18 protein-coding genes are annotated in these 20,039 nt (G+C 61.8%); 12 read left to right on the forward strand and 6 right to left on the reverse strand.

The window, feature by feature from the left end; genetic code table 11:
* Nucleotides 1-65 precede the first annotated feature (65 nt).
* The 6 genes from fur to R3E82_12890 all read left to right on the forward strand — a co-directional run bounded on the left by fur (nucleotide 66) and on the right by R3E82_12890 (nucleotide 5,762).
* Entirely contained in the window at nucleotides 66-491 is a 426-nt protein-coding gene (gene fur, locus R3E82_12865) for a ferric iron uptake transcriptional regulator (protein MEZ5551777.1), read from the forward strand.
* 155 nt (nucleotides 492-646) lie between these two features.
* Nucleotides 647-889 carry a FeoA family protein gene (locus R3E82_12870; GenBank protein ID MEZ5551778.1) on the forward strand — a complete coding sequence of 81 codons (243 nt, stop codon included), beginning with the start codon at nucleotides 647-649 and terminating at the stop codon, nucleotides 887-889.
* Complete coding sequence (gene feoB, locus R3E82_12875; protein MEZ5551779.1) at nucleotides 886-2,991, forward strand: ferrous iron transport protein B; 2,106 nt, start codon at nucleotides 886-888, stop codon at nucleotides 2,989-2,991. Before R3E82_12870 ends, feoB begins: the two co-directional genes overlap by 4 nt.
* A gap of 172 nt (nucleotides 2,992-3,163) precedes the next feature.
* Nucleotides 3,164-4,450: a porin gene (locus R3E82_12880; protein MEZ5551780.1), complete on the forward strand. Its 1,287-nt coding sequence runs from the start codon at nucleotides 3,164-3,166 to the stop codon at nucleotides 4,448-4,450.
* Nucleotides 4,451-4,519: 69 nt separating this feature from the next.
* Entirely contained in the window at nucleotides 4,520-5,062 is a 543-nt protein-coding gene (locus R3E82_12885; GenBank protein MEZ5551781.1) for an FMN-binding protein, read from the forward strand.
* Nucleotides 5,022-5,762 carry a PepSY domain-containing protein gene (locus R3E82_12890; GenBank protein MEZ5551782.1) on the forward strand — a complete coding sequence of 247 codons (741 nt, stop codon included), beginning with the start codon at nucleotides 5,022-5,024 and terminating at the stop codon, nucleotides 5,760-5,762. Before R3E82_12885 ends, R3E82_12890 begins: the two co-directional genes overlap by 41 nt.
* A gap of 35 nt (nucleotides 5,763-5,797) precedes the next feature.
* Here the strand turns inward: R3E82_12890 and R3E82_12895 are convergent, their stop codons facing one another.
* Nucleotides 5,798-6,628 (reverse strand): tetratricopeptide repeat protein, encoded by an 831-nt coding sequence (locus R3E82_12895; GenBank protein ID MEZ5551783.1) that lies wholly within the window; start codon nucleotides 6,626-6,628, stop codon nucleotides 5,798-5,800.
* Nucleotides 6,629-6,928: 300 nt separating this feature from the next.
* Here R3E82_12895 and R3E82_12900 point away from each other — a divergent pair, with 300 nt between their 5' ends.
* A complete protein-coding gene (locus R3E82_12900) occupies nucleotides 6,929-9,115 on the forward strand; it encodes an ATP-binding protein (GenBank protein MEZ5551784.1) in 2,187 nt (728 codons plus the stop codon).
* 9 nt (nucleotides 9,116-9,124) lie between these two features.
* Here the strand turns inward: R3E82_12900 and R3E82_12905 are convergent, their stop codons facing one another.
* The 4 genes from R3E82_12905 to R3E82_12920 are packed head-to-tail and all read right to left on the reverse strand — an operon-like array spanning nucleotide 9,125 to nucleotide 12,407.
* Nucleotides 9,125-9,691 (reverse strand): hypothetical protein, encoded by a 567-nt coding sequence (locus R3E82_12905; protein MEZ5551785.1) that lies wholly within the window; start codon nucleotides 9,689-9,691, stop codon nucleotides 9,125-9,127.
* Nucleotides 9,688-10,320, reverse strand: a complete 633-nt coding sequence (locus R3E82_12910; GenBank protein MEZ5551786.1) for a hypothetical protein — start codon at nucleotides 10,318-10,320, stop codon at nucleotides 9,688-9,690. The genes R3E82_12905 and R3E82_12910 overlap by 4 nt, the downstream gene beginning before the upstream one ends.
* A 27-nt stretch (nucleotides 10,321-10,347) precedes the next feature.
* Nucleotides 10,348-11,223, reverse strand: coding sequence for an NAD-dependent protein deacetylase (locus R3E82_12915; protein ID MEZ5551787.1), 876 nt, complete (start codon nucleotides 11,221-11,223; stop codon nucleotides 10,348-10,350).
* Complete coding sequence (locus R3E82_12920) at nucleotides 11,223-12,407, reverse strand: serine hydrolase domain-containing protein (GenBank protein MEZ5551788.1); 1,185 nt, start codon at nucleotides 12,405-12,407, stop codon at nucleotides 11,223-11,225. The genes R3E82_12915 and R3E82_12920 overlap by 1 nt, the downstream gene beginning before the upstream one ends.
* 136 nt (nucleotides 12,408-12,543) lie before the next feature.
* Here R3E82_12920 and R3E82_12925 point away from each other — a divergent pair, with 136 nt between their 5' ends.
* The gene (locus R3E82_12925) at nucleotides 12,544-13,824 is read left to right on the forward strand and encodes a serine hydrolase domain-containing protein (protein ID MEZ5551789.1); all 1,281 of its coding nucleotides are present in this window, start codon (nucleotides 12,544-12,546) and stop codon (nucleotides 13,822-13,824) included.
* Here the strand turns inward: R3E82_12925 and R3E82_12930 are convergent.
* Nucleotides 13,772-15,280 carry a sodium/solute symporter gene (locus tag R3E82_12930; protein MEZ5551790.1) on the reverse strand — a complete coding sequence of 503 codons (1,509 nt, stop codon included), beginning with the start codon at nucleotides 15,278-15,280 and terminating at the stop codon, nucleotides 13,772-13,774. The genes R3E82_12925 and R3E82_12930 overlap by 53 nt on opposite strands.
* On the opposite strand from R3E82_12930, the gene R3E82_12935 reads away from it, so the two are divergent.
* The 4 genes from R3E82_12935 (at nucleotide 15,260) to R3E82_12950 (ending at nucleotide 20,029) form a co-directional block, all read left to right on the forward strand.
* Nucleotides 15,260-15,502 (forward strand): hypothetical protein, encoded by a 243-nt coding sequence (locus R3E82_12935; protein ID MEZ5551791.1) that lies wholly within the window; start codon nucleotides 15,260-15,262, stop codon nucleotides 15,500-15,502. The two genes, R3E82_12930 and R3E82_12935, sit on opposite strands and share 21 nt — an antisense overlap.
* Nucleotides 15,499-16,344 carry a TauD/TfdA family dioxygenase gene (locus R3E82_12940; GenBank protein ID MEZ5551792.1) on the forward strand — a complete coding sequence of 282 codons (846 nt, stop codon included), beginning with the start codon at nucleotides 15,499-15,501 and terminating at the stop codon, nucleotides 16,342-16,344. Before R3E82_12935 ends, R3E82_12940 begins: the two co-directional genes overlap by 4 nt.
* Before the next feature lie 31 nt (nucleotides 16,345-16,375).
* Nucleotides 16,376-17,254 (forward strand): serine hydrolase domain-containing protein, encoded by an 879-nt coding sequence (locus tag R3E82_12945; protein ID MEZ5551793.1) that lies wholly within the window; start codon nucleotides 16,376-16,378, stop codon nucleotides 17,252-17,254.
* 198 nt (nucleotides 17,255-17,452) lie between these two features.
* Entirely contained in the window at nucleotides 17,453-20,029 is a 2,577-nt protein-coding gene (locus R3E82_12950; GenBank protein MEZ5551794.1) for a DUF3604 domain-containing protein, read from the forward strand.
* The last annotated feature ends 10 nt before the right edge of the window (nucleotides 20,030-20,039 follow it).

Genomic DNA, 20,039 nt, shown 5'->3' on the forward strand with positions numbered 1-20,039 from the left:
TCCCGCTGCCGCTGGACCGCACGCGCGCCATCGGCTAACTTGCCGTTTGCCCGCAAGGAGAGACGATGCCTGCATCCGACATCAAACGCGCCGGACTGAAGGTGACCTTACCGCGACTCAAGGTGCTCGAAGTTCTCGAGAAAGCCGACTCATCGCTGCACCTGAGTGCCGAGGATGTCTACAAAAGCCTCATGGATTCTGCGGATTCCGTGGGCCTTGCTACCGTGTACCGGGTACTGACCCAGTTTGAGTCCGCGGGTATCGTGGCCCGACACAATTTCGATGACGGCCATTCCGTGTTCGAACTGGCCAGCGACGACCATCACGATCATATGGTCGATGTGAACAGCGGCCAGGTCATCGAGTTCGTCAACGAACGCATCGAAGCTCTCCAGCACGAAATCGCCACGGAACACGGCTATGAACTGGTGGACCACGAACTGGTGCTCTACGTGCGCAAACGTTCTGAAAAATCCAAGAAAGACGCCTGACCGGCATTCAGGGCCGACAAAGGACCCTGCTGCACCCGCCACACCACTCCTCAGTTACCGTCTTCCGCCTTCGACCCCTATTGCAAATGAGAATTATTTCTATTTAAATATCGCCTCGACAGACTTCAGCCGTCAGGCCCGGCAGTCAGCAGCAGATGTCCATTGATCCGCCCCGGCACATCGCCGATCTGGCTGTAGGTGAGTCCGCCAGAGTCCGCGAGTACACCGATTGCAGCCCGTACACCGACAGGCTGCTGCGGCTCGGCCTGATTCCGGGCACGCGCCTGACTCTGCAACGACGAGCCCCCCTGGGCGATCCGGTCGAAATTCGCTTCCGCGGCTATTCCCTGGTACTGCGGCCAGCCGAGGCAGGCAGCCTGCTGCTGGAGTCCGAGTGACCACCATCGCCCTGGTCGGCAACCCCAACTGCGGGAAAACGACCCTGTTCAATGCCCTCACCGGCACCCGCCAGCGGGTCGGTAACTGGCCCGGAGTCACCGTGGAACGCAAGACGGGCGAATTCCGTCACGGCGATGAAACGGTGCATGTGGTCGACCTGCCGGGCACCTACAGCCTCCGGCCGGCGGGGGACGCCATAGACGAACGTATCGCCCGGGACTATGTGCAGGAGGCCGGGACGCTCGATGTGATCGTGAATGTGGTGGATGCCTCAAGTCTGGCCCGGGGGTTATTTCTCACCACCGAACTCCTGGAGCTCGGCAGACCGATGGTGGTCGCCTTGAACATGATCGATGTGGCGGACCGCCACGGCCAGCACATCGATACCTTTTCCCTGGCCCGGCAACTCGGCTGTCCTGTCCTGCCCATCATCGCCAGTCGTGGGGATGGTGTGGCGGCGCTGAAAGATGCCATTTTCAACGCATCCGCAGCCAGTGCCCTGTTGCCCGCCCTCGAAGACACCACCGCCCGCTACCACTTCATCGATGCGGTACTGGCTGAGGCCATGCAGACCACACCCATTCGCCGCACCCTCACGGACCGGATTGACGCACTGGTACTCAACCGGTTTCTGGCGTTTCCGGTATTCCTGCTGGTGATGTATCTGACCTTCATGTTCGCGATCAACATCGGCTCGGCCTTCATCGACTTTTTCGACGGCGTGGGCCATGTGCTGTTCGTCGAGGGGCCGCGCCGCGGTCTCGATGCGCTGGGTCTGCCCGAATGGCTGGTGGTGCTGCTCGCGGACGGACTCGGGGGAGGCCTGCAACTGGTAGGGACCTTCATCCCGGTGATCGGCTGCCTGTTCCTGGCGCTCACCTTCCTCGAAGACACGGGTTACATGGGTCGGGTCGCCTTCATAGTCGACCGGCTGTTGCGCCGGGTCGGCCTTCCGGGAAAAGCCTTTGTGCCCCTCATCGTCGGCTTCGGCTGCAACGTGCCCGCCGTGATGGCCACACGCACCCTCGATAACACCCCGGACCGCATTCTCACCACCCTCATGGCCCCCTACATGTCCTGCGGCGCCAGGCTCACGGTGTATGCCCTGTTTGCTTCCGCTTTCTTCCCGAGCAACGGTCAGAATGTGGTCTTTGCCCTGTACCTGTTCGGCATCGTCGCTGCAGGACTCAGTGCCATGGCCGTGCGCCGCTATCTGGTCCGTACCCCCCAGAGCCAGTTCGTGCTCGAGCTGCCCGCCTACCATTTGCCCACCCTCAAAGGCCTGATGCTGCAGACGTGGCAGCGCCTGAAGGGCTTTGTGGTGCGGGCCGGCAAGGCCATCGTCGCGGTAGTGGTCATACTCAACCTGGTGAGTTCAGTCGGCACCGATGGATCCTTCGGCAATCAGGACTCGGATCGATCGATGCTCTCGGAAATTGGCCGCACGATCACACCGGCCTTCCACCCCATGGGTCTGACCGATGAGAACTGGGCGGCCACAGTCGGAATCTTCACCGGGATTTTCGCCAAGGAAGTCGTGGTCGGCACCCTGGATGCGCTGTATTCCCCAACTCCCACAGCCAGTACCGAGTCCCTGACCGATCTGCTGCGCGACGCAGCAGCCAGCGTGCCGGCAAACCTGGCCGCACTCGGCGACACCCTGCTCGACCCGCTCGGCATCCAGGTCGAGGACTATCAGGACCTCAGTGAGGCGGCGACGGATCAGGCGGTCTCGGTCTCCACAATCAGCGCTCTGCAACGCTATTTCGACGGCCAGCTCGGGGCATTTTCCTATCTCCTGTTCATCCTTCTGTACATGCCCTGTGTCGCCACCATTGGCGTGATTTTCAAAGAGATCGGCGGGTTCTGGGCGGTCTTCAGCACCAGCTGGTCCCTGATGCTCGCCTATTCGAGCGCGGTGATCTGTTATCAGATCGGCCACCTGGTGAGCGGCAGTGCCAGCTCGCTGCCCGGAGGCGCCACCGGAGCGATCGGCTGGTCGCTGCTCATGATCGTGCTGGCCATCGGCTTCTTCAGCGTGCTGGTTCGGGTCGGCCGGCATAAAGCCCCGCCGCTGATTCCAGTGCTGCGGCTGGATTAGTTTGTTTACGAATGATCCTTTGGATCATTCGTACCCGGAACCTCTACGCAGTGTCCCTCACATCAGAATAGAATCTTAATAGGAATCATTTGCATTTAGATTCTCGTTGGTTACACTCTTCCTCCGCTCTCAATCTGAAAATTTCGTCCCTACTCCACCTTAAGGATGCGTTATGAACGGTCTGCGTTATCTTTGTGCTCTCTCCCTGTCCTGTCTCGTCTGGGTTTCGGTCCCGGGTGATGCCCGCGCAGCGGAGCCTCCCTCACTGGAGGCTCTGTGGCAGATCGTCCAGCAGCAGCAGGCCCAGATCGAAACACTCACCCAGGCACTGGATGGCGCACGTGCACAGATCGCGAACACCGAGCAGAGGGCGCGGATCACGGAAGAGCAGCTGGATCTGACTGCCGGTTACCTCGAGAAAGTCGATCAGGGTCGTGGCTCCGGCCGGGCGAGCCGCACCACCCTGGGCGGATATGGCGAAATGCACTACAACAACCTCGATGCCGAGGACAGCTCACGGGATCTGAAGGAGGTGGACTTCCATCGCTTCGTTGCCTTCGTTGGCCATGAATTCACGGACCGTATCCGTTTCTTCTCCGAAGTGGAGCTCGAACACTCACTGGTGCAGGACACCGCGGACGGTTCCAGCGGTGGCGAAGTGGAAGTCGAACAGGCCTACCTGGAATTCGATCTGAACGAATCCCTGACTGCCAGAGGCGGCCTGTTCCTGCTGCCGATCGGCATCCTCAATGAAACCCATGAACCCAACACCTTCTATGGTGTGGAGCGCAACGAAGTTGAGAGCATCATCATCCCCTCGACCTGGTGGGAAGGCGGTGCGGCACTCAGCGGTCACTACAGCAACGGCCTGTCCTGGGATTTCGCCGTGCACTCCGGCCTGGAAACCCCCACCTCAGGCAGCAGCGCTTACCGTATTCGCAGCGGCCGGCAGAAGGTCTCCAATGCGAGCGCCGACAATCTGGCGCTCACCGCCAGATTGAAGTACACGGGTGTACCCGGACTCGAACTCGCCGCTTCGGTGAACTACCAGGATGACGCCAGCCAGATCGGCGGCGACGGTCTCGAAGACGGCACCCTGGTCAGCGTGCACGGCATCTGGAGCCGTGGACCTTTCAATCTGCGCGCCCTGTGGTCCCAGTGGAACTTCAACGGTGATGCCATTGAACTCGCCGACGCGGACCGGCAGACGGGCTGGTACGTCGAGCCGAGCCTGCGCCTCGGCCGTCCGGCCCATGACTGGGGCGTCTATTCCCGCTATCAGGACCTCGAGGGTGCCCGGGCCCAGGATCAGTTCGACCAGTGGGAGGTCGGGGTGAACTACTGGCCCACCGGCAACGTGGTCCTGAAATTCGACTATCGCGACCGCAGCCACGATCTCCTCAGCGCACAGGACCGGGATTTCAAAGGCATCGACCTGGGCGTCGGTTATCAGTTCTAGAGAACAGTTATTTGCGGGCCACCGGTCCAGATCAATTGCTTTTTCAGCGCGGCCGGGCAGAATAGCCACATGATAATAAGAATTATTATCGCTTGTGTTCTCATCTGGACGGTCGGCCAGCCGGCCGCCGCCCGTGCTGACGAGCAGGTCTATCAGGCACCGGATGCGTTTCTTGCCGCCGCCTTCGGCGGTAGCGTTCCGGCAGCCCAGGCACTCTGGATCGAACCCGCCCTGCGGGCCGAACTGGTGGATCGCTACGGCTGGCAGCCCGGACTGCGGGTAAGATTCTGGCGCCAGGAGCAGCGCACCGCCTGGATTCTCGATGAGGTCGGCAAAGACAAACCGATCACGGCAGGTTTCCTCATTGTGAACGGTGCCATTGAGCAGGCCGAAGTCCTGGTATTCCGTGAGAGCAGAGGCTGGGAGATCCGGCACAGTTTCTTCACCAGCCAGTTCAGCCGCGCGGCACTCACCCCGCGCGGTGACCTGGATCGCCGCATCGACGGCATCACCGGCGCCACTCTGTCTGTCCGGGCAATGGAACGCATGGCCAGGGTCGCTCTCAAGCTCCATGAACAAAGCCAGCGTACGACCCTCGCGCAGCATCCGTAGGCAGCCGCCGCTGCGACATCGTCTGCACCGGCCTGCGGGTGTGGCTGCCGGCGTCGTGCTTCTGCACCTCGTGCTGACCGGACTGCCACTGCAGTTCACCGAAGCCCTGCACCTGGCTACCCGCCCTGTCACGAACTCCTGGATACTCGACTGGTACGGACTGAAAGCGCCCGAGACTGCTTTGCGCAGCGGTGCTCTGGTCCATCTTGGAGAGCGCCTCTACCTGGGCTCCCGCCTCCTCGGCGACAGCCGGGAATTCGCCGGGGCGGTTTCCACGCCCCAGTTTGAAGTCGCCCTGAACGGATCATCCCTGTGGCTGATCGGAACACTGGCGGCGGGCGAGGTGGAGCAGATGGCCATAGGCCGGCAGGGAACGGCCATCGGACTCTATCGGGGAGGGGTGGTGGTCGAAACCGGCTCAGGTCTGCTGCAGTTCGACGATGCGATGCTGAATCTCGAAGAAAGCACCGCTACGGCCGACGAGATCCGCTGGGCGACGCTGGAACCGCTGCAGGGCGCCGCCCTCGACCAGGCCAGAACCAATTATCGACGCGGGCTGCTCAGTACCGAACGGCTGCTGCAGGATCTGCACAGCGGGCGGGCGTTTGGTGCTCCGGGAGTATGGGTGGTCAACGGCGGGACACTGCTGATGATTCTGCTGTCGATCAGCGGGTATCTGATCTGGTGGCGCAGCCTCTGAAGCTGCCATGCGCGACCTCTCCGCCCGACCGGCTGTCAGCCCTGATTTTCGAGCAGCTGGCGGTAAGCGCGCATATGCCGACGCGCTGAAACTTCGTCGCCTCTGAGTTCGGAGATTCGCGCCAGATTGTAGTGGGAGTCCGGGACCGCAGGCGCCCGGCGGTAGAAGGCGACCGCCCGCTCGACTTCTTCGAGTTCATCAAACAGCGTACCGAGATTGTAGTTCGCGAGCTGGTGGGTGCCCACAGCCTCCAGCGCCAGCTCGTAGTGGCGTTTCGCATTCCTGAGATCGCCACTCAACTGAAACAGCCGTCCGAGGTTCACATGGGCGTCTGCATTCTTCGGATTGGCTTCGATGGATTTGCGGTAAGCGTCCGGTGCTTTCGCCGGTTCCACCTGCTCCAGGTCCAGCCCCAGGTTGTACCACTCGTCACTGCTGAGCTTGTCGGCGGCCTTCGCGAAGTCCGGTTGTCGGGACACGAGACTGGCGAGGTTCCCTGCTCTCGGCCGGCCGGAAAAATTCAACCGTGCCTGGCCGGACTCCACATTCCAAACCATGTCATCTTCGCGTACCAGAATTTCCCGCCCATCGGCGAAGACCCGCACAGACGACAGGGACGTACGCGACTGCCCGCCGGTGAGTTCAGACTGGAGCTTCTTCAGAACCCGATGGGCACGACGCGCTGACACGTCAGCATCGATCAGCTGTTTCGCTGTCCGCAACAGCACCACGTCCTGAAAGCCGAACTGGAACTCGCCACGCAGACCGCGTGCCGGATCAATCAGCGCACAGCGCACAAAGTGGCGTACCTGGCCCGGCTTCATACCAATGAGATCCGAGACTTCTCGCGTGCTGTAACCGCCCATGGCCCGGGCTGCTCTCCTGCGTACCGGAGTGAATGTTCCGGCTGTCGATTACCAATCCCGGCAATCGCGGGTTGTATACAGAGTCTGCACCCGGACAACTGAAGTTGACCGTGACTTCGCGACCGATTTCCACGCGCCGGCTGAGCAGCGCGAGGCCTGCGCACTATAGCCCATGGGGTAAAGGCCCTCAACAAATCGGAACATCCGCCGTGTCACCGTGCTTGACCAATGATGAATTGACAGTCGCAAGGCTGAGAGGGATGCTTCCGCACACACCAGCAGTATCCAGAGTCCATCTCAATGCCCCGCAGAGCGACGCTGCAGCAGCGCTGGTTCATCCTTGCCAGCGCCCTGGGAGTAGGTACGGCGCTCATCGGTGTGGCGTTCTATCTGCTCAGCGAATTTCAGCACCGGCATCAGGACCTCCAGAACTTTGCCGCCATACTGACCCGCACCTTCGCGGCAAACTTCCCTGACGTGATCCGGGCCGACCAGTCCGATCTCGTCCGAGTACTGTCGGTGGCAGGCCTCGACCCGCTCATCGAGAACGCCTGCCTCTTCGACGCACACCAGACGCTGCTTGCCAGCTGGGCACGACCGGATACCAGTCTGCGCGACTGTGATACTTCGAACGCAGCCGGCACACTCGCCTACCTGCGACCCAGTGCAGAAGTGTACGGGGACGATCACAGGCTGCGGGTGGAGCTCGTAGTCAACCGGCGCTCACTGATCGGCGTCATGCTGCAGCTCGCTCTGCCGACGGTCATTTTCCTGATCCTGGTACTGGTCGCCGTGATGGTGCTCGCCCGGCTGCTGGCCCGATCCGCTCTGCTGCCCATCACCCGCCTGACCGACAGCGCAGTCAATTTCAATCCCCAGGCCCCCGCGCTGCAGGTACTCAGTGACACTCCGCAGGAGGTCTCGAAACTGACCGAGGCCTTCAACCGGGTCATAGACACACTGCTCGAAGCACAGAAAACTCTGCAATCGGAAATCATCCAGCGCAACGCCGCCCAGAACGCCGAGCGCAGCGCCCGGGATCTGCTGCGCAACATCGTGGATCTGGTGCCTTATGTGATCTTTGCCCGCCGTGAAGATGGCACGCTGGTTTTCGCAAACCAGGCAGTTGCCAATCTTTATGGCACCACACTCGAGCATCTGCTCGACAACACCTTTTTCGCTGACTATGCCGGTCTGAAGCCGGACGGCCTGCTGTTTCCGGACAATCAGCGCACTACCCACGCGGAAGAAACCTGGTTTACAGACAGCCGCGGCGACGTGCGCCGCTTTCTGGTCAGCCAGGTGCCCTATGAGGAAGCCGACAGCAAGCTGGTCATTGCTGTGGATGTCACCGAGGAATACCGTCTGCAGATGCAGCTGCAGTTCTCGCAGCGGCTGGAAGTCATTGGCACGCTTGCTGGCGGAATCGCTCACGACTTCAACAATCTGCTGACCCCGATCCTCGGTTACACCTCCATGCTCATGGAAACGTCCCTGCCGGCGGATGTGCACGACAAGCTGCGGGCGATGGAAAATGCCGCAAGCCGGGCACGTGATGTGGTTCAGCAGATTCTGACCTTCTCCCGCCAGCAGCAGGCAATCCCGGTCCGCACCCCAATCGATATCAGTCAGGTCATCACCGAAGCCGTATCTCTCATGCAGGCGAGCATTCCGTCCAGTGTGCGGATCGTCAAAGAGCTCGAAGAGACCGGTGCTGTCGTGGTGGATCCGAATCAACTGCATCAGGTGGTTGTCAATCTCTGTACCAATGCAGCTCAGGCCATCGATGCGGCATCCGGCCTGATTACCGTCCGCCTGTATCAGATCGAGCCCGGGAGTCCGCTGATTCCCGCCCATATTGCACCTGCTGCTTTCGCCTGCATCGAGGTGACTGACAGCGGTCGCGGCATGTCCCGGGAAGTGATCGGGCATATTTTCGAACCGTTTTTCACGACCAAGAAAGTCGGCGAGGGTAGCGGGCTGGGTCTGTCGGTGGTGCACGGCATCGTCACCACCTACGGCGGGGAGATCACAGTGGAAAGTGAAGAGCGGCGCGGCACAACGTTCAGAGTTCTCCTCCCCCTTGCCCTGCAGCCCGTCGATGCGGCTGTCCGGGGCGTCCGTGTACTGCTGGTAGACGATGAACAGGCCGTTCTGCGCGTCACCGGAGAACTGCTCACTACCCAGGGCTTCGAGGTGGAATCCTTCACGAATCCCCGGATGGCACTCGAAGCCTTCAGCCGGGCACCAGCGGAGTTCGACGTACTGCTGACCGATCACAATATGCCGGAAATGACAGGCTCCGAACTTGCGCGCCAGATCCGCGCCGTGCGTCCCGATCTGCCCATCATTCTGATCACCGGATTCGCCAGTTCCTCAGAGGACGAGCTCGGCGGTATCGATCACAAGATCATGAAGCCCGTCTCGGGACGGGAGCTGTCCATGGTCATCCAGCAGAGCCTCGCGCTGCGACATCACCCCGGCTGATCAGAAGCTTCAGGAGGTGGCAGACTCCTGCTGCGCCGACTCAGCCTCGGGAGGTTCCTCCTCTGCAGCGCCCTCTCCGGAGGGAGATGTCGGACCGGTGCGTTTCTTTCTGCGCAGTTCCTCCAGACTCTCCCGGATCAGCGCCACCTGCTCGATGCTGACTTCCTCGAAGCCAGGCAGCACGCAGACTGGTCCGATGGATCTGCTCATGCCACTGCCATTCACAGCCCGAATCCGGTTCAACTGACAGAGCCGGGAGCCCTGCACGTCATACATCAGCGCCGAATTCTTATCCAGAGTTGGACAGCGATGGGGAAACTGTACGAGGTAATACCGGTCTCTCGACATGTGGAACACGATATGACGGTCATCGAGCACTTCAGTCCGGCGGATACGGCTGGTCGACAGGCAACGCTCGGATTCGGTGTACTCCGTTTCCGAGGGTGTAGTGAGAATGGTTTCGACATCCAGGGCTGGCTCCGCCACTTCCTCACTGGCTTCTCCAGGTTCCTGACTCTGGACCGCCAGAGCGGGCAGCATCGCGAGCAGACCGATCAGAATCCCCTTGCGCGTCATTTCCCTCCTCCTTGACTCCCCCCGTTCTTCCCCTTCGTACCGGGCGCCTTCACCGCCTCCCTGAGGGCCACCGCCTGTGCTTCGTTGATAGATTCGAATTCACCCAGCACACAACTGCCCAGCATCACAGCAGGTCGGCCGGAAGCATCAAAACCCCGGTCCAGATCCGCCCGGTCGCTGAGGTAGACCGAATCTCCGGCGCAGACACTCTGAGAGTGGCTGACGAATGTGAACAGCATCCGGTGATTGAGCAGCATGCAGCGACTTTTCAGGCGATTGATCCAGTAGGTGTCGCCCTTGGAAAACAGCAGATAGGAGTCGCCGAGCGCGGATACGTGTCGAAAGCTGTTCCGATAAAGACAGTTGGAGGATTGCCGGTAGTCAGATTCGGCAAGGTTTTCGGCCAGCAGCGCATCGAGCTGTCTTTTGAGTGCTTCTGAGCGGGTCTCTTTGCCGTCAGCTGCTCCGGAGGCCTCCCCTGCCGGCGAGCCGACATCGGGTGCTGCGGAGGCCTGAGGGTTCTGCTGACCGCTGCACGCGGTCAGCAGCAGGACCACCAGCACCGCCAGCGGCAACACCGGCAGGCGGAACACGCCTCCGGGCATCTGTCTGTGTGCGCCTCTGCCCATGCCCTTATCTTCTGCTCAGACCCGCTCTCAGACAAGGGTACCTACTAGCCTCGGCAGGACAATCGAACAATCCGCGTCGAGTTTGCTGGAATACCAGGCGTCCGCCCGGGTGACCCCCAGATTCACTGCCGCCATGGGCAGGCGGCGCTCCCGCGCCGCACGGCAGAACCGGAAACTCGAATAGACCATCAGAGATGTGCCCACGACCAGCACCGCATCCGCCTGTGCAAGCGCCGCCGTGGCTGCTCCGACCCTGGCAACCGGAACACTGTCTCCGTAGAAGACCACGTCGGGTTTCAGCACGCCGCCGCACCGCTCACAGACCGGCACTTGCACACTGTCGTAGAGCGTCAGGCGACCGTCCCGGGTGCGCAACTCTGCGTCCCCGTCCGGCCTGGGGCTCGCCGCCATCGCGAGGATCTCCGGATTGTGGACTTCGAGCCAGGACTGCACACTTTCACGTGTCACGCGGTGGTGGCATTCCAGACAGACCACATTCGCCAGAGAACCATGCAGTTCAATCAGTCCCGTCTGACCCGCACGCTGATGCAGTCCGTCGACATTCTGGGTCAGCAGACACCCGACCCGGTCACGTGCGCTGAGTTCAGCCAGTGCGACATGAGCCGTATTCGGTCGGGCATTCCGGAACCTGGGCCAGCCGCGCAGACTGCGCGCCCAGTAGCGCTGTCTGCTGCTGTGATGGCGGAGAAAGTCCTGGTGCTGTACCGGGGCCGGACTCTGCCACTGTCCTTTATGGTCCCGATAGGTGTCGATGCCGGAAGGCGCGCTCAGACCAGCGCCCGTGATTACGAAGAGGCGTTCGTGCTGCCCGAGAAAGGCGGCCAGTTCCGCTTCAGCCCGGCCGTCGGAACCGATGCTGCCGCCATCGGTCAGGGTGGACATCAGCGCAGCCGGTCGACGGCCCGCAGCGCCGACCGGGCGATCCGCGGCATGTTGCTGTTACCCATCGGGGTGCCCGCTCCGAAATTGAGGGTCAGAGCAACCGCCAGGTTGCGACTGGGATCGCAGAAGGCGCCTGATCCGCCGTAACCATAGTGACCGAATGCCCTGGGCGCACTGACCCCGAGGACGAAGGCTTTGTGGTAACCCATCCGCCAGTGCATGGGAATCATCAGCACCCGGTCCCGGGTGGTGCTCTGCACATTCGCTATTTCGCGCACTCTGGACTCAGTCAGAAGACGAACCCCGTCGAGTTCGCCGCCGCCCGCAAGCATCGCATACATGCGCGCCAGCGAACGGGCGGTGAACTGTCCATTGGCGGCGGGAATCATCGCCTGCACGGTTGCCGGATCGTTCCAGTCGAAGCGGGCGGTGAAGGGATTCAACGCCGCTGAGAACTCGGCGAGTTCAACGCCCAGCGTACCCAGCGCCTGTTCGACCCAACCCATCATGCGGACCTGCCAGTCCTCCCGGGGTTTCGCGGGTTCGGAAACACCCTGCACCAGGAGAGCGCGACGGTGGAGCTCGTTGTGCGGTATACCGATGTACGCACCATCGAGCTGCAATGGCTCGACAAGTGCTTCCTGCAGCACCGTCCGCAGTGGCTGTCCGGTAACTTCTTCGATGAGACCGCCGATCAGCCAGCCATAGGTGAGGGCGTGATAGCCGTGCGCTGCACCCGGCTCATGTGCGGGCCGGGCGGCGGCGACAAGCTGTTTCATATGTTCCCAGTCGAGCATCTCGCGCGGATGGGAAATGAGATCTGTAATCCGGTAGAGGCCGGCTTCGTGGCACAGCGCCTGACGTACCGTGACAGTGCTCTTCCCATTCACGGCGAAAGCCGGCCAGTGGCTGGCCAGGGTATCGTCGTAGCCGGCTTTGCCCTGATCGACGAGGATGTGGATCAGCGTCGACAGCACACCCTTGCCGGTGGAAAAACTCGGCGCTGTGGTTTCCCGGCTCCAGGGCGTCCCTTCGTTGTCCCGGTAACCGCCCCAGATGTCCACCACGCTGCGGCCATTGTGGTAGACGCACACGGCTGCGCCGCCGCGACCGTCACGCGGCAATTGCCGGGTCAGAGACGCTGCAACGTCTGCGTAGTCCGGGTGAATGACGCCATCGAGCATCGCGGCATTGTACGGGTCGACAGATGCGAAGACGACTGGAACAGAGGCGCCATCAGCGCAGCCGCCGACAACGCCGGCGTTGTGGCTGCGGCGCCAGGGCTCTTAGAATGGGGCAGGAACCACCCGGAGGCAGAGGATGATCAGACTCACCAGGATGACCGGCCCGCGGAAGATACTGTCCTTCCTGGCCCTGATCATCTGCGCGCTGCCCGGACTTTCGACTGCCCGGGAGCTGCCCACGGCGCGTCCGGAAAGCGTCGGCATGTCTTCGGAACGGCTGGCCCGGATCGGACCGGCCATGCAGCGCTACGTGGAATCGGAACGTGTGCCGGGCACCATCACCGCGGTCATGCGCAAGGGCAAACTCGTGCACCTGCAGATGCTGGGCGACATGGATGTCGACGAACCCATGCGCCGCGACGCCATCTTCCGTATCGCTTCGATGACCAAGCCCATCACGTCAGTGGCGCTGATGATGCTGTGGGAGGAAGGGCGTTTTCAGTTGCGCGATCCGGTGAGCAGGTTCCTGCCCGAGTTCGCGGAAGTGAAAGTTTCTTCGACCTCTGATGCGAGCGGCAACACGGGCACGCTCGTGGCCGTCGACCGACCCATACAGATCCGCGATCTGTTTACCCACACCGCCGGGCTCGCCAACAGCTATATGGGCAATACGTCTTTCTATCAGGACTACATGGGAGAATTCGATCAGTCCCAGGACCTCGCCGCCTATATCCGCCATCTGGCCGCGCTGCCACTCAACTATCAGCCCGGTACCCAGTGGCAGTACTCGGCGGCCACCGACGTGCTCGGCCGGCTGGTGGAGGTCCTTTCCGGAGTACCACTGGATGAGTTTCTGCAGACACGCATCTTCGATCCCCTGGGAATGACCGACACGAGTTTCTTTCTCGATGCGGATGACGCACCGCGACTGACAGCCCAGTACACGCCCGGTAGCGACGGAAAAATCGAACTGCAGGATCCCGGCACGGCGGAAAGCCGCTGGATCTCAGGGCCGAAAACCCTGTTCCGGGGTGCAGGCGGACTGGTCTCAACGGTAGACGACTATCTGCGCTTCCAGCAGATGATGCTCAGCGGTGGCACGGGCAACGGCGCGCGCCTGCTCTCCCCCGCCACCGTTTCCCTGATGCTCGAGAACCACACCGGCGATCTGCCCCTGTGGCTGGCAGGACCCGGCATGGGATTCGGTCTGGGCTACGCCGTGGTGCTGGATCGGGGCGCCGCTGCCACGCCTTTATCCAAAGGTGCCGCCTACTGGGGTGGCGCCTACTGCACCCTGAGCTGGTTCGACCCGGAACAGGATCTGGTTGCGGTGATCATGACCCAGGTACGCCCCTATACCCACATCAACATCCGTCAGGATTTTCAGTCTCTCGTCTACCAGGCCATTGTTGAATGACCGGATTTCCCAGCAGGCCGAAGGCAATGTAGACCAGGCAGGACACGGCCAGCGCGGGAAACACTTCGTGGAGCGCCCCGCTCGGACCGAACAGCATCCAGCCGACGAGGACCGTCATGCCCATGAGCATCGAGGCCAGCACACCTCCCGGGGTGCCTCGCCGCCAGTGCAGGCCGAACAGAATCGCCGGCAGAAAACACACGGCATAGAGGCTGCCTGAGAAGATGGTCATCTCCACGATGCCACCCGGCGGGTTCAGCGCGATAATGGCAGCCAGGACCGAGATCCCTAAGACACCACCCCGGGTCCAGGCCAGTGGTCGGGCCGCGGAGTGTTCGTCTACGCGCACCCGAGCGGCCGGGCGCGCGCGCGCCGGCCGTACGGTCTCCACCACATCCTTGTAAAAAACCGTGGCTGCCACCAGCAGTACACTGTCCATGGACGACATGGCTGCCGCCAGCATCGCAATGATCATACAGTCGGCGACCCAGATCGGAAAGATAGCACTGTCGTTCACCAGTGTCGGAATGATCATGTCGGTGTCGGTGACTCCGTCCAGTAACAGGCGGGCAAACATACCGACCGGAAACAGGCACAGCTGTATCAGCGCGATTCCCACCACCGCCACCCAGATCCCCACACGCACGCTGCCTTCATCTTTCAGCGCATAGAACCGTGAAACCTGCCGGGGATCGACCAGCAGCTTGAGCGAGCCCGACAGCGCAATGCCAACCAGCACGATGAACGGAATACCGGCATCAAACGTGAACAGATGTCGGGTATCCGGCGCACGCATCAGAGTCGGTAGTGCGTCCATGCCACCTGACGCGGTGAACACGAAACCGAAGATGGTGACCGAGCCGAATACCATCAGCACGCCCTGCAGCACATCGGTGCGAACCACTGAGACAAATCCACCGATCGAGGTGTAGAGCATCACGATCAGCAGGGTCAGCCACACGGCGGCGCCATACTGAATGTTCAGAAACTGCTCAAACAGCGTACCGGCTCCTTTGAAGATCGCGACCAGATACAGCAGGCTCGAAAACAGAATGACCAGCGCCGAGATGCTGCGCAGCCAGGGGTTCGATGCACTGAAACGGGATGCCAGATAGTCGGGCAGGGTCAATGCATCCCAGTGTGCGGTGAAGCGGCGCAGACGGGGTGCGACCATCACCCAGGACAGATAGGTGAACAATACGATGAAGACCGCCATCAGCATCCAGGGCGCGCCGTACTCATAACCCTTTCCGGCATGACCGATGTAGCTGTTGGTGCTGGCAAAGGTCGCGAAGAAGGACATGCCCACCGCCACACCGCCGAGCTGACGTCCGCCAACGTAATAGTCGGTCATGTTATGGCTGGCGCGGCGCCCGATCTGAGCGTGGTAGAAGAGCACACCCGTGTACAGAACCAGCAATACCGCAGCCAGCCAATGATCGACTATCCAGCCCATGCTATTCTCGAGGCCATGCGTTATCTCCTGCAGATCGCCATCCCGGCATCCATCATCGTGGTGGTAGTCTACCTGCTGATACGGAATCGAAACGCCAGCCGCAATCCGGACTCGGCTGCTACGGAGAACACCAGCGACACGGGTACCTTTCTGCTCATTCTGATCATCGGCGCCACGGTCGCCGTGCTGTCCATGTTTGCGGTGCAGGAATTCTGGGCATGAGCCTGTCTGTAAGGCCGAACCCCACCGGGTTCGGTGCTGCGGTGAGCGGGATTGATTTATCCCGCCCGCTCGCGCCGCGCGCGGTGGCAGAACTGCGTGCCCTGTGGTTGCAACACCAGGTTCTGTGGTTCACCGATCAGCCCCTGAACCACGACCAGCTCGCCACCTTCAGTCTGAGCTTCGGACCTTTCGGCCACGATCCATATGTGAAGCCGGTGGATGGGCATCCACACATTCTCGAAGTCCGCCGCGAGCCCCGGGAAAAGACCACCCCCTTCGGCGCCAGCTGGCACAGCGACTGGTCGTTCCAGCAGACACCACCTTCGGCAACCATTCTGCATGCCAAGGTCGTGCCCGCCCAGGGCGGCGACACCCTGTTCGCCGATGCCTACGCGGCCTGGGATGCGCTCACCGCACTCGAACAGGCGGAACTGGAAACACTCACCGCAATCCACAGCGCGCGCCGCCCCTACAGCCGCGAAGGATTCCTTGCCGGCGGCGGTGCACAGCGCAGCATGACCATACTGCCCAGCGACAGCGCGCTTGCCGTCCAGGAGCATCCACTGGTGCGCACCCACCCCGAAACCGGTCGCAGGGCCCTGTGGATCAACGCCGTCTACACCATCGGTATCCGGGAACTTTCAGACGTCGACGCCCAGGCGTTGATCAGGCGTCTGTGTGCCCACGCCACTGAAGACCGCTTCGTGTACCGGCATCGCTGGCAGCAGGACATGCTCACCATGTGGGACAACCGCTGTGTGCAGCACTGTGCGCAGGGTGGTTACGACGGCGAATTGCGGGTAATGCATCGCACCACCGTTGCCGGGGACGCACCCCGCTGATGCATGCCCGAACTGACCCGCATCCGCTGATTTGAACAGCACCATCGACGATGCTGCGAACAGGCTTTCTCAGCCCGGAGAAGCGGTGGCGATCGCGAAGGGAGACGGCACTTTTCTTCGTGCAGACAACCAGGTACTGCCGCTCTACAGCATCACCAAGACCTACATTGCCGCGACGCTTTTCACACTCGATATCGACATCGAGGCACCGGTATCGGACTGGATCGATCGCGCACTGCTGGACAGGGGTGATCGGATCAGCGTGCGTCAGTTGCTCAATCACACGAGCGGACTGGGCGACTACGGCGGCCTGGTGGAGTACACCAGAGCCATCCAGAGTGGCGAGCCGGTCTGGTCCGATGAAACCTTCGCCACACACACGCTGCAGCGTGATCTGCTGTTCCAGCCGGGCAGGGGCTGGTCGTACTCCAATCCCGGCTACTGGCTGCTCAGGCAGATCTGTCAGCGGCACAGCGGTCTCGACTTCGCCACCCTGATCGATCGTCAGGTCTGCCGACCGCTGGGCCTGCAGCACACCCGCGCCGTCAGCGGCATCTTTGCGGACGACCTGCCCGACTACCCCGCCGGATGGGTCTGGCACGGTCTGCTCCTGGGCACCCCGGCAGATACTGTGAAATTTCTGGACTCACCGCTGATCTCACCCCTGCTCGCCGAACCGGTTGCGGTGCCCGGCAGGCAGCCGGGCTGGACGGCCCCCCACTACGGCTATGGCCTCATGATCGAGCCGGGCGTGCGCTATGGTCACAACGGCGGCGGCCCCGGCTACAGTGCCTCCTGCAACCATTTCATCCGCTCGGATCGGACACTCTGTGTACTCACCTCTGCGGGTGATCCCGAGGCGGCAATGTACCGTCTGCTCACACTGGAAAGGGAACTGGCTTCGAACTAGGAAACCGCTGATCAGGTATCAGAGCCTCAGAGGTTTCCTGGTGGACTGCCACCGCGGCTTGGCCGGTCATGGCGTCACGGCACTCTGAAGGCTCGCCGCAGCTGTGGATCTGCAATTCGAGGTCCGAACTGAAGAGCCGAATTGCCCATGGGAAACCAGTCTGTCTAAACTGGCCGCACAATCTGCGGGGGATTCCAGGTGGGGAAAGGTCTAAACAGTATTTATCAGCTCTGCGCTCTGCTGGGCACCCTGGCATTCCCAGGAGCTGCGGTTGCAGCGGACGGCGACTACCTGTCGCCCGAACTGCGGGCGCGAGTCGAACAGCTCAAGGCAGAGGTTGCCGCAGCACCCAGCGACGCCAGCAACAGGGAAGTCCGCGCCCGGGTGCTCTGGGACTGGGCCAACGCCTATGCGCTCAAGGGCGGGGTGCTGCCCGTCAATCTGACCCAGGCCATCACAATCATCTTTGCTTACGCCGATGCGCTCGGCCCGCGTCGCGCCGGTATCGATGAGTTCATCTTCGAAATGAGTCTGCTCGATGAGCAGCCGGACGCCATCGGCACGCTGCAGGCAGATGTCGGACCCTTCGAGGCCGGCGCCTGGGTCACCGTTACCCAGACCTACAGGGTCGGTGCGCGGCAGATTCAGACCGGTGGCGGATTCCTGGTCGCCCGCCACTTCATGCCCAATTACGGCCTCTGGCAGACGTCAGATCCCAGGGCGGATAATTTCCTGAGCATCAGCAGCACAAACCCCCGGGTCAGTTTCGTTACTGCTTCGGCACCGATCGCGGGAATGCACGGCGATTTCCGGGGCATCGGCGAGGGGCTGGTGTTCCGGCTCGCATCCGGCACCCTCGAACCCGGCGACCAGGTGACCATCACCTACGGCGACACCAGTCAGGGCAGCCGCGGCTTCCTCATGGCAGATTTTTCCAGTGACCGCATGCCGCTACCGCTCTATCTGGCGTTCAACGAGGATGAACCCTTCCTGACTCTGCCGATTCAGGCCATTGAGGTCATCGGCGGTGCACTGGCGGGTGTGCACGCTTTTGCGCCGTCCGTGGTCGCAACGGGAGAACCTTTCACCCTGGCGGTTCGAGCCCAGGATCGCTTCTACAACCGGTCAGGAGACGGCCACAGAGGGTGGCGGATCAGTCTCAACGGCACGCCATTCAAGGATCTCCCGGCCGGACCGGACCCGATCAGTCTCGTGGACGGCGTGCGGCTCAATGAACCCGGCGTGTACCGCTTCGCAATCGAGAGTCCTGATGGCAGGATTCGCGGCGAGTCCAATCCGGTGCTGGTCGAAGTGGATCCCGTGCGGCGAATCTACTGGGGCGACACCCACGGTCACTCGGGATTCGCGGAAGGCATCGGCAGCGCCGATCGCTTCATGACCTGGGCCCGCGACGATGCCCGGCTGGATTTCGTGACCCATTCCGAGCACGACCTGTGGATGGACGACTATGAATGGGAAGTGTTGCGCAACAATGTACGCAGCTACACCAAGGAAGGCAGCTTCATCGCCTACCTCGGCTACGAGTGGACGGTGCGCAACATTCAGGGTGGACACCACAACGTTCTGTATCGGACACCCGAAGGCCGGGAGCGGATCTCGGGTCAGTTCTATCCCACCCTTTCCGCTCTTTACGCCGGACTGCGGGCGACCTCGGAAACCCGGGACGTGGTGGTGATTCCCCATGCGCACCAGGCGGGAGACTATCGACAGAACGACCCGCAACTCGAACCCCTGATCGAAATCATGTCCCAGCACGGCAACTTCGAGTGGTTCGGCCGCATGTATCTCAATCACGGACATCAGGTGGGCTTCACCGCCGCCTCGGACAATCACCTGAGCCAGCCGGGTTTCAGCGCACCGATCAACAGCTCGCTCGCCCAGCGCGGTGGTCTCGGCGCAGTGCTCGCCGCAGAAAAATCGACGGACGCGATTTTCGATGGAATGAAGTCGCTCAACGCTTACGCCACCACCGGCGATCGGATCATTCTCGACTTCTCGGTGAATGGCACCGCTATGGGTCAGCGCGCACCCTTCGCAAACGCGCGCAGTATCCGCGGTCGGGTAATCGGTACCGCACCCATCGACAGCATCACTCTGATTAAGAACGACGCGGAGGTCTGGCGTTACGACTACCTCACCGAAGACGGTGATCGGACGGGTGCAGGGGAATCGCTGCTGCTGAGTTTCGTATCGGACTCCGAGCCCGTGCAGACCGGTGACAATCCGCGCGGCTGGCGTCACTGGCGAGGCACCCTGCGGGTGGAAAACGCCCGAATTCTTGCGGCCGAAGGGCGCGACTTCCACAACCTCGCTTTTCAGACTCTGACCGTTGATCCCGAATCACCCGATCTGATTCACTTCACCACCCTGACCCGGGGTGACTCGAGTTCGATCGCGCTGGAACTCGCCGATGTGAAGCGGTCCACCGCGCTGCACCTGAATCTCGAACCTGCCCGGGAAACCGGCGGTGCGCCACCCATCTACCGGAAGCCACAACTCATTCCTGCCGCCGCACTGACGCTGTACCTGCGGGACATGGACAACGGACGCCTGCGCCAGAGCCTCGCGCAGGATGACTACGAGGACCAGATTATCCTGCGACGGGTGATCAGCGAGGGTCCCCGGGACGTGCAGTTCGCGTTCGATGACACGGACGACTCCCAGGGGGACTATTATTTCGTACGTATCAATCAGGCCAACGACGCCGTTGCCTGGTCCAGCCCTGTCTGGGTCGGCGGCCACCCGAAGCGCTGAGGCGCACGCG

It is taken from the genome of Pseudomonadales bacterium (assembly GCA_041395945.1).
Lineage (GTDB): Bacteria > Pseudomonadota > Gammaproteobacteria > Pseudomonadales > Azotimanducaceae > SZUA-309.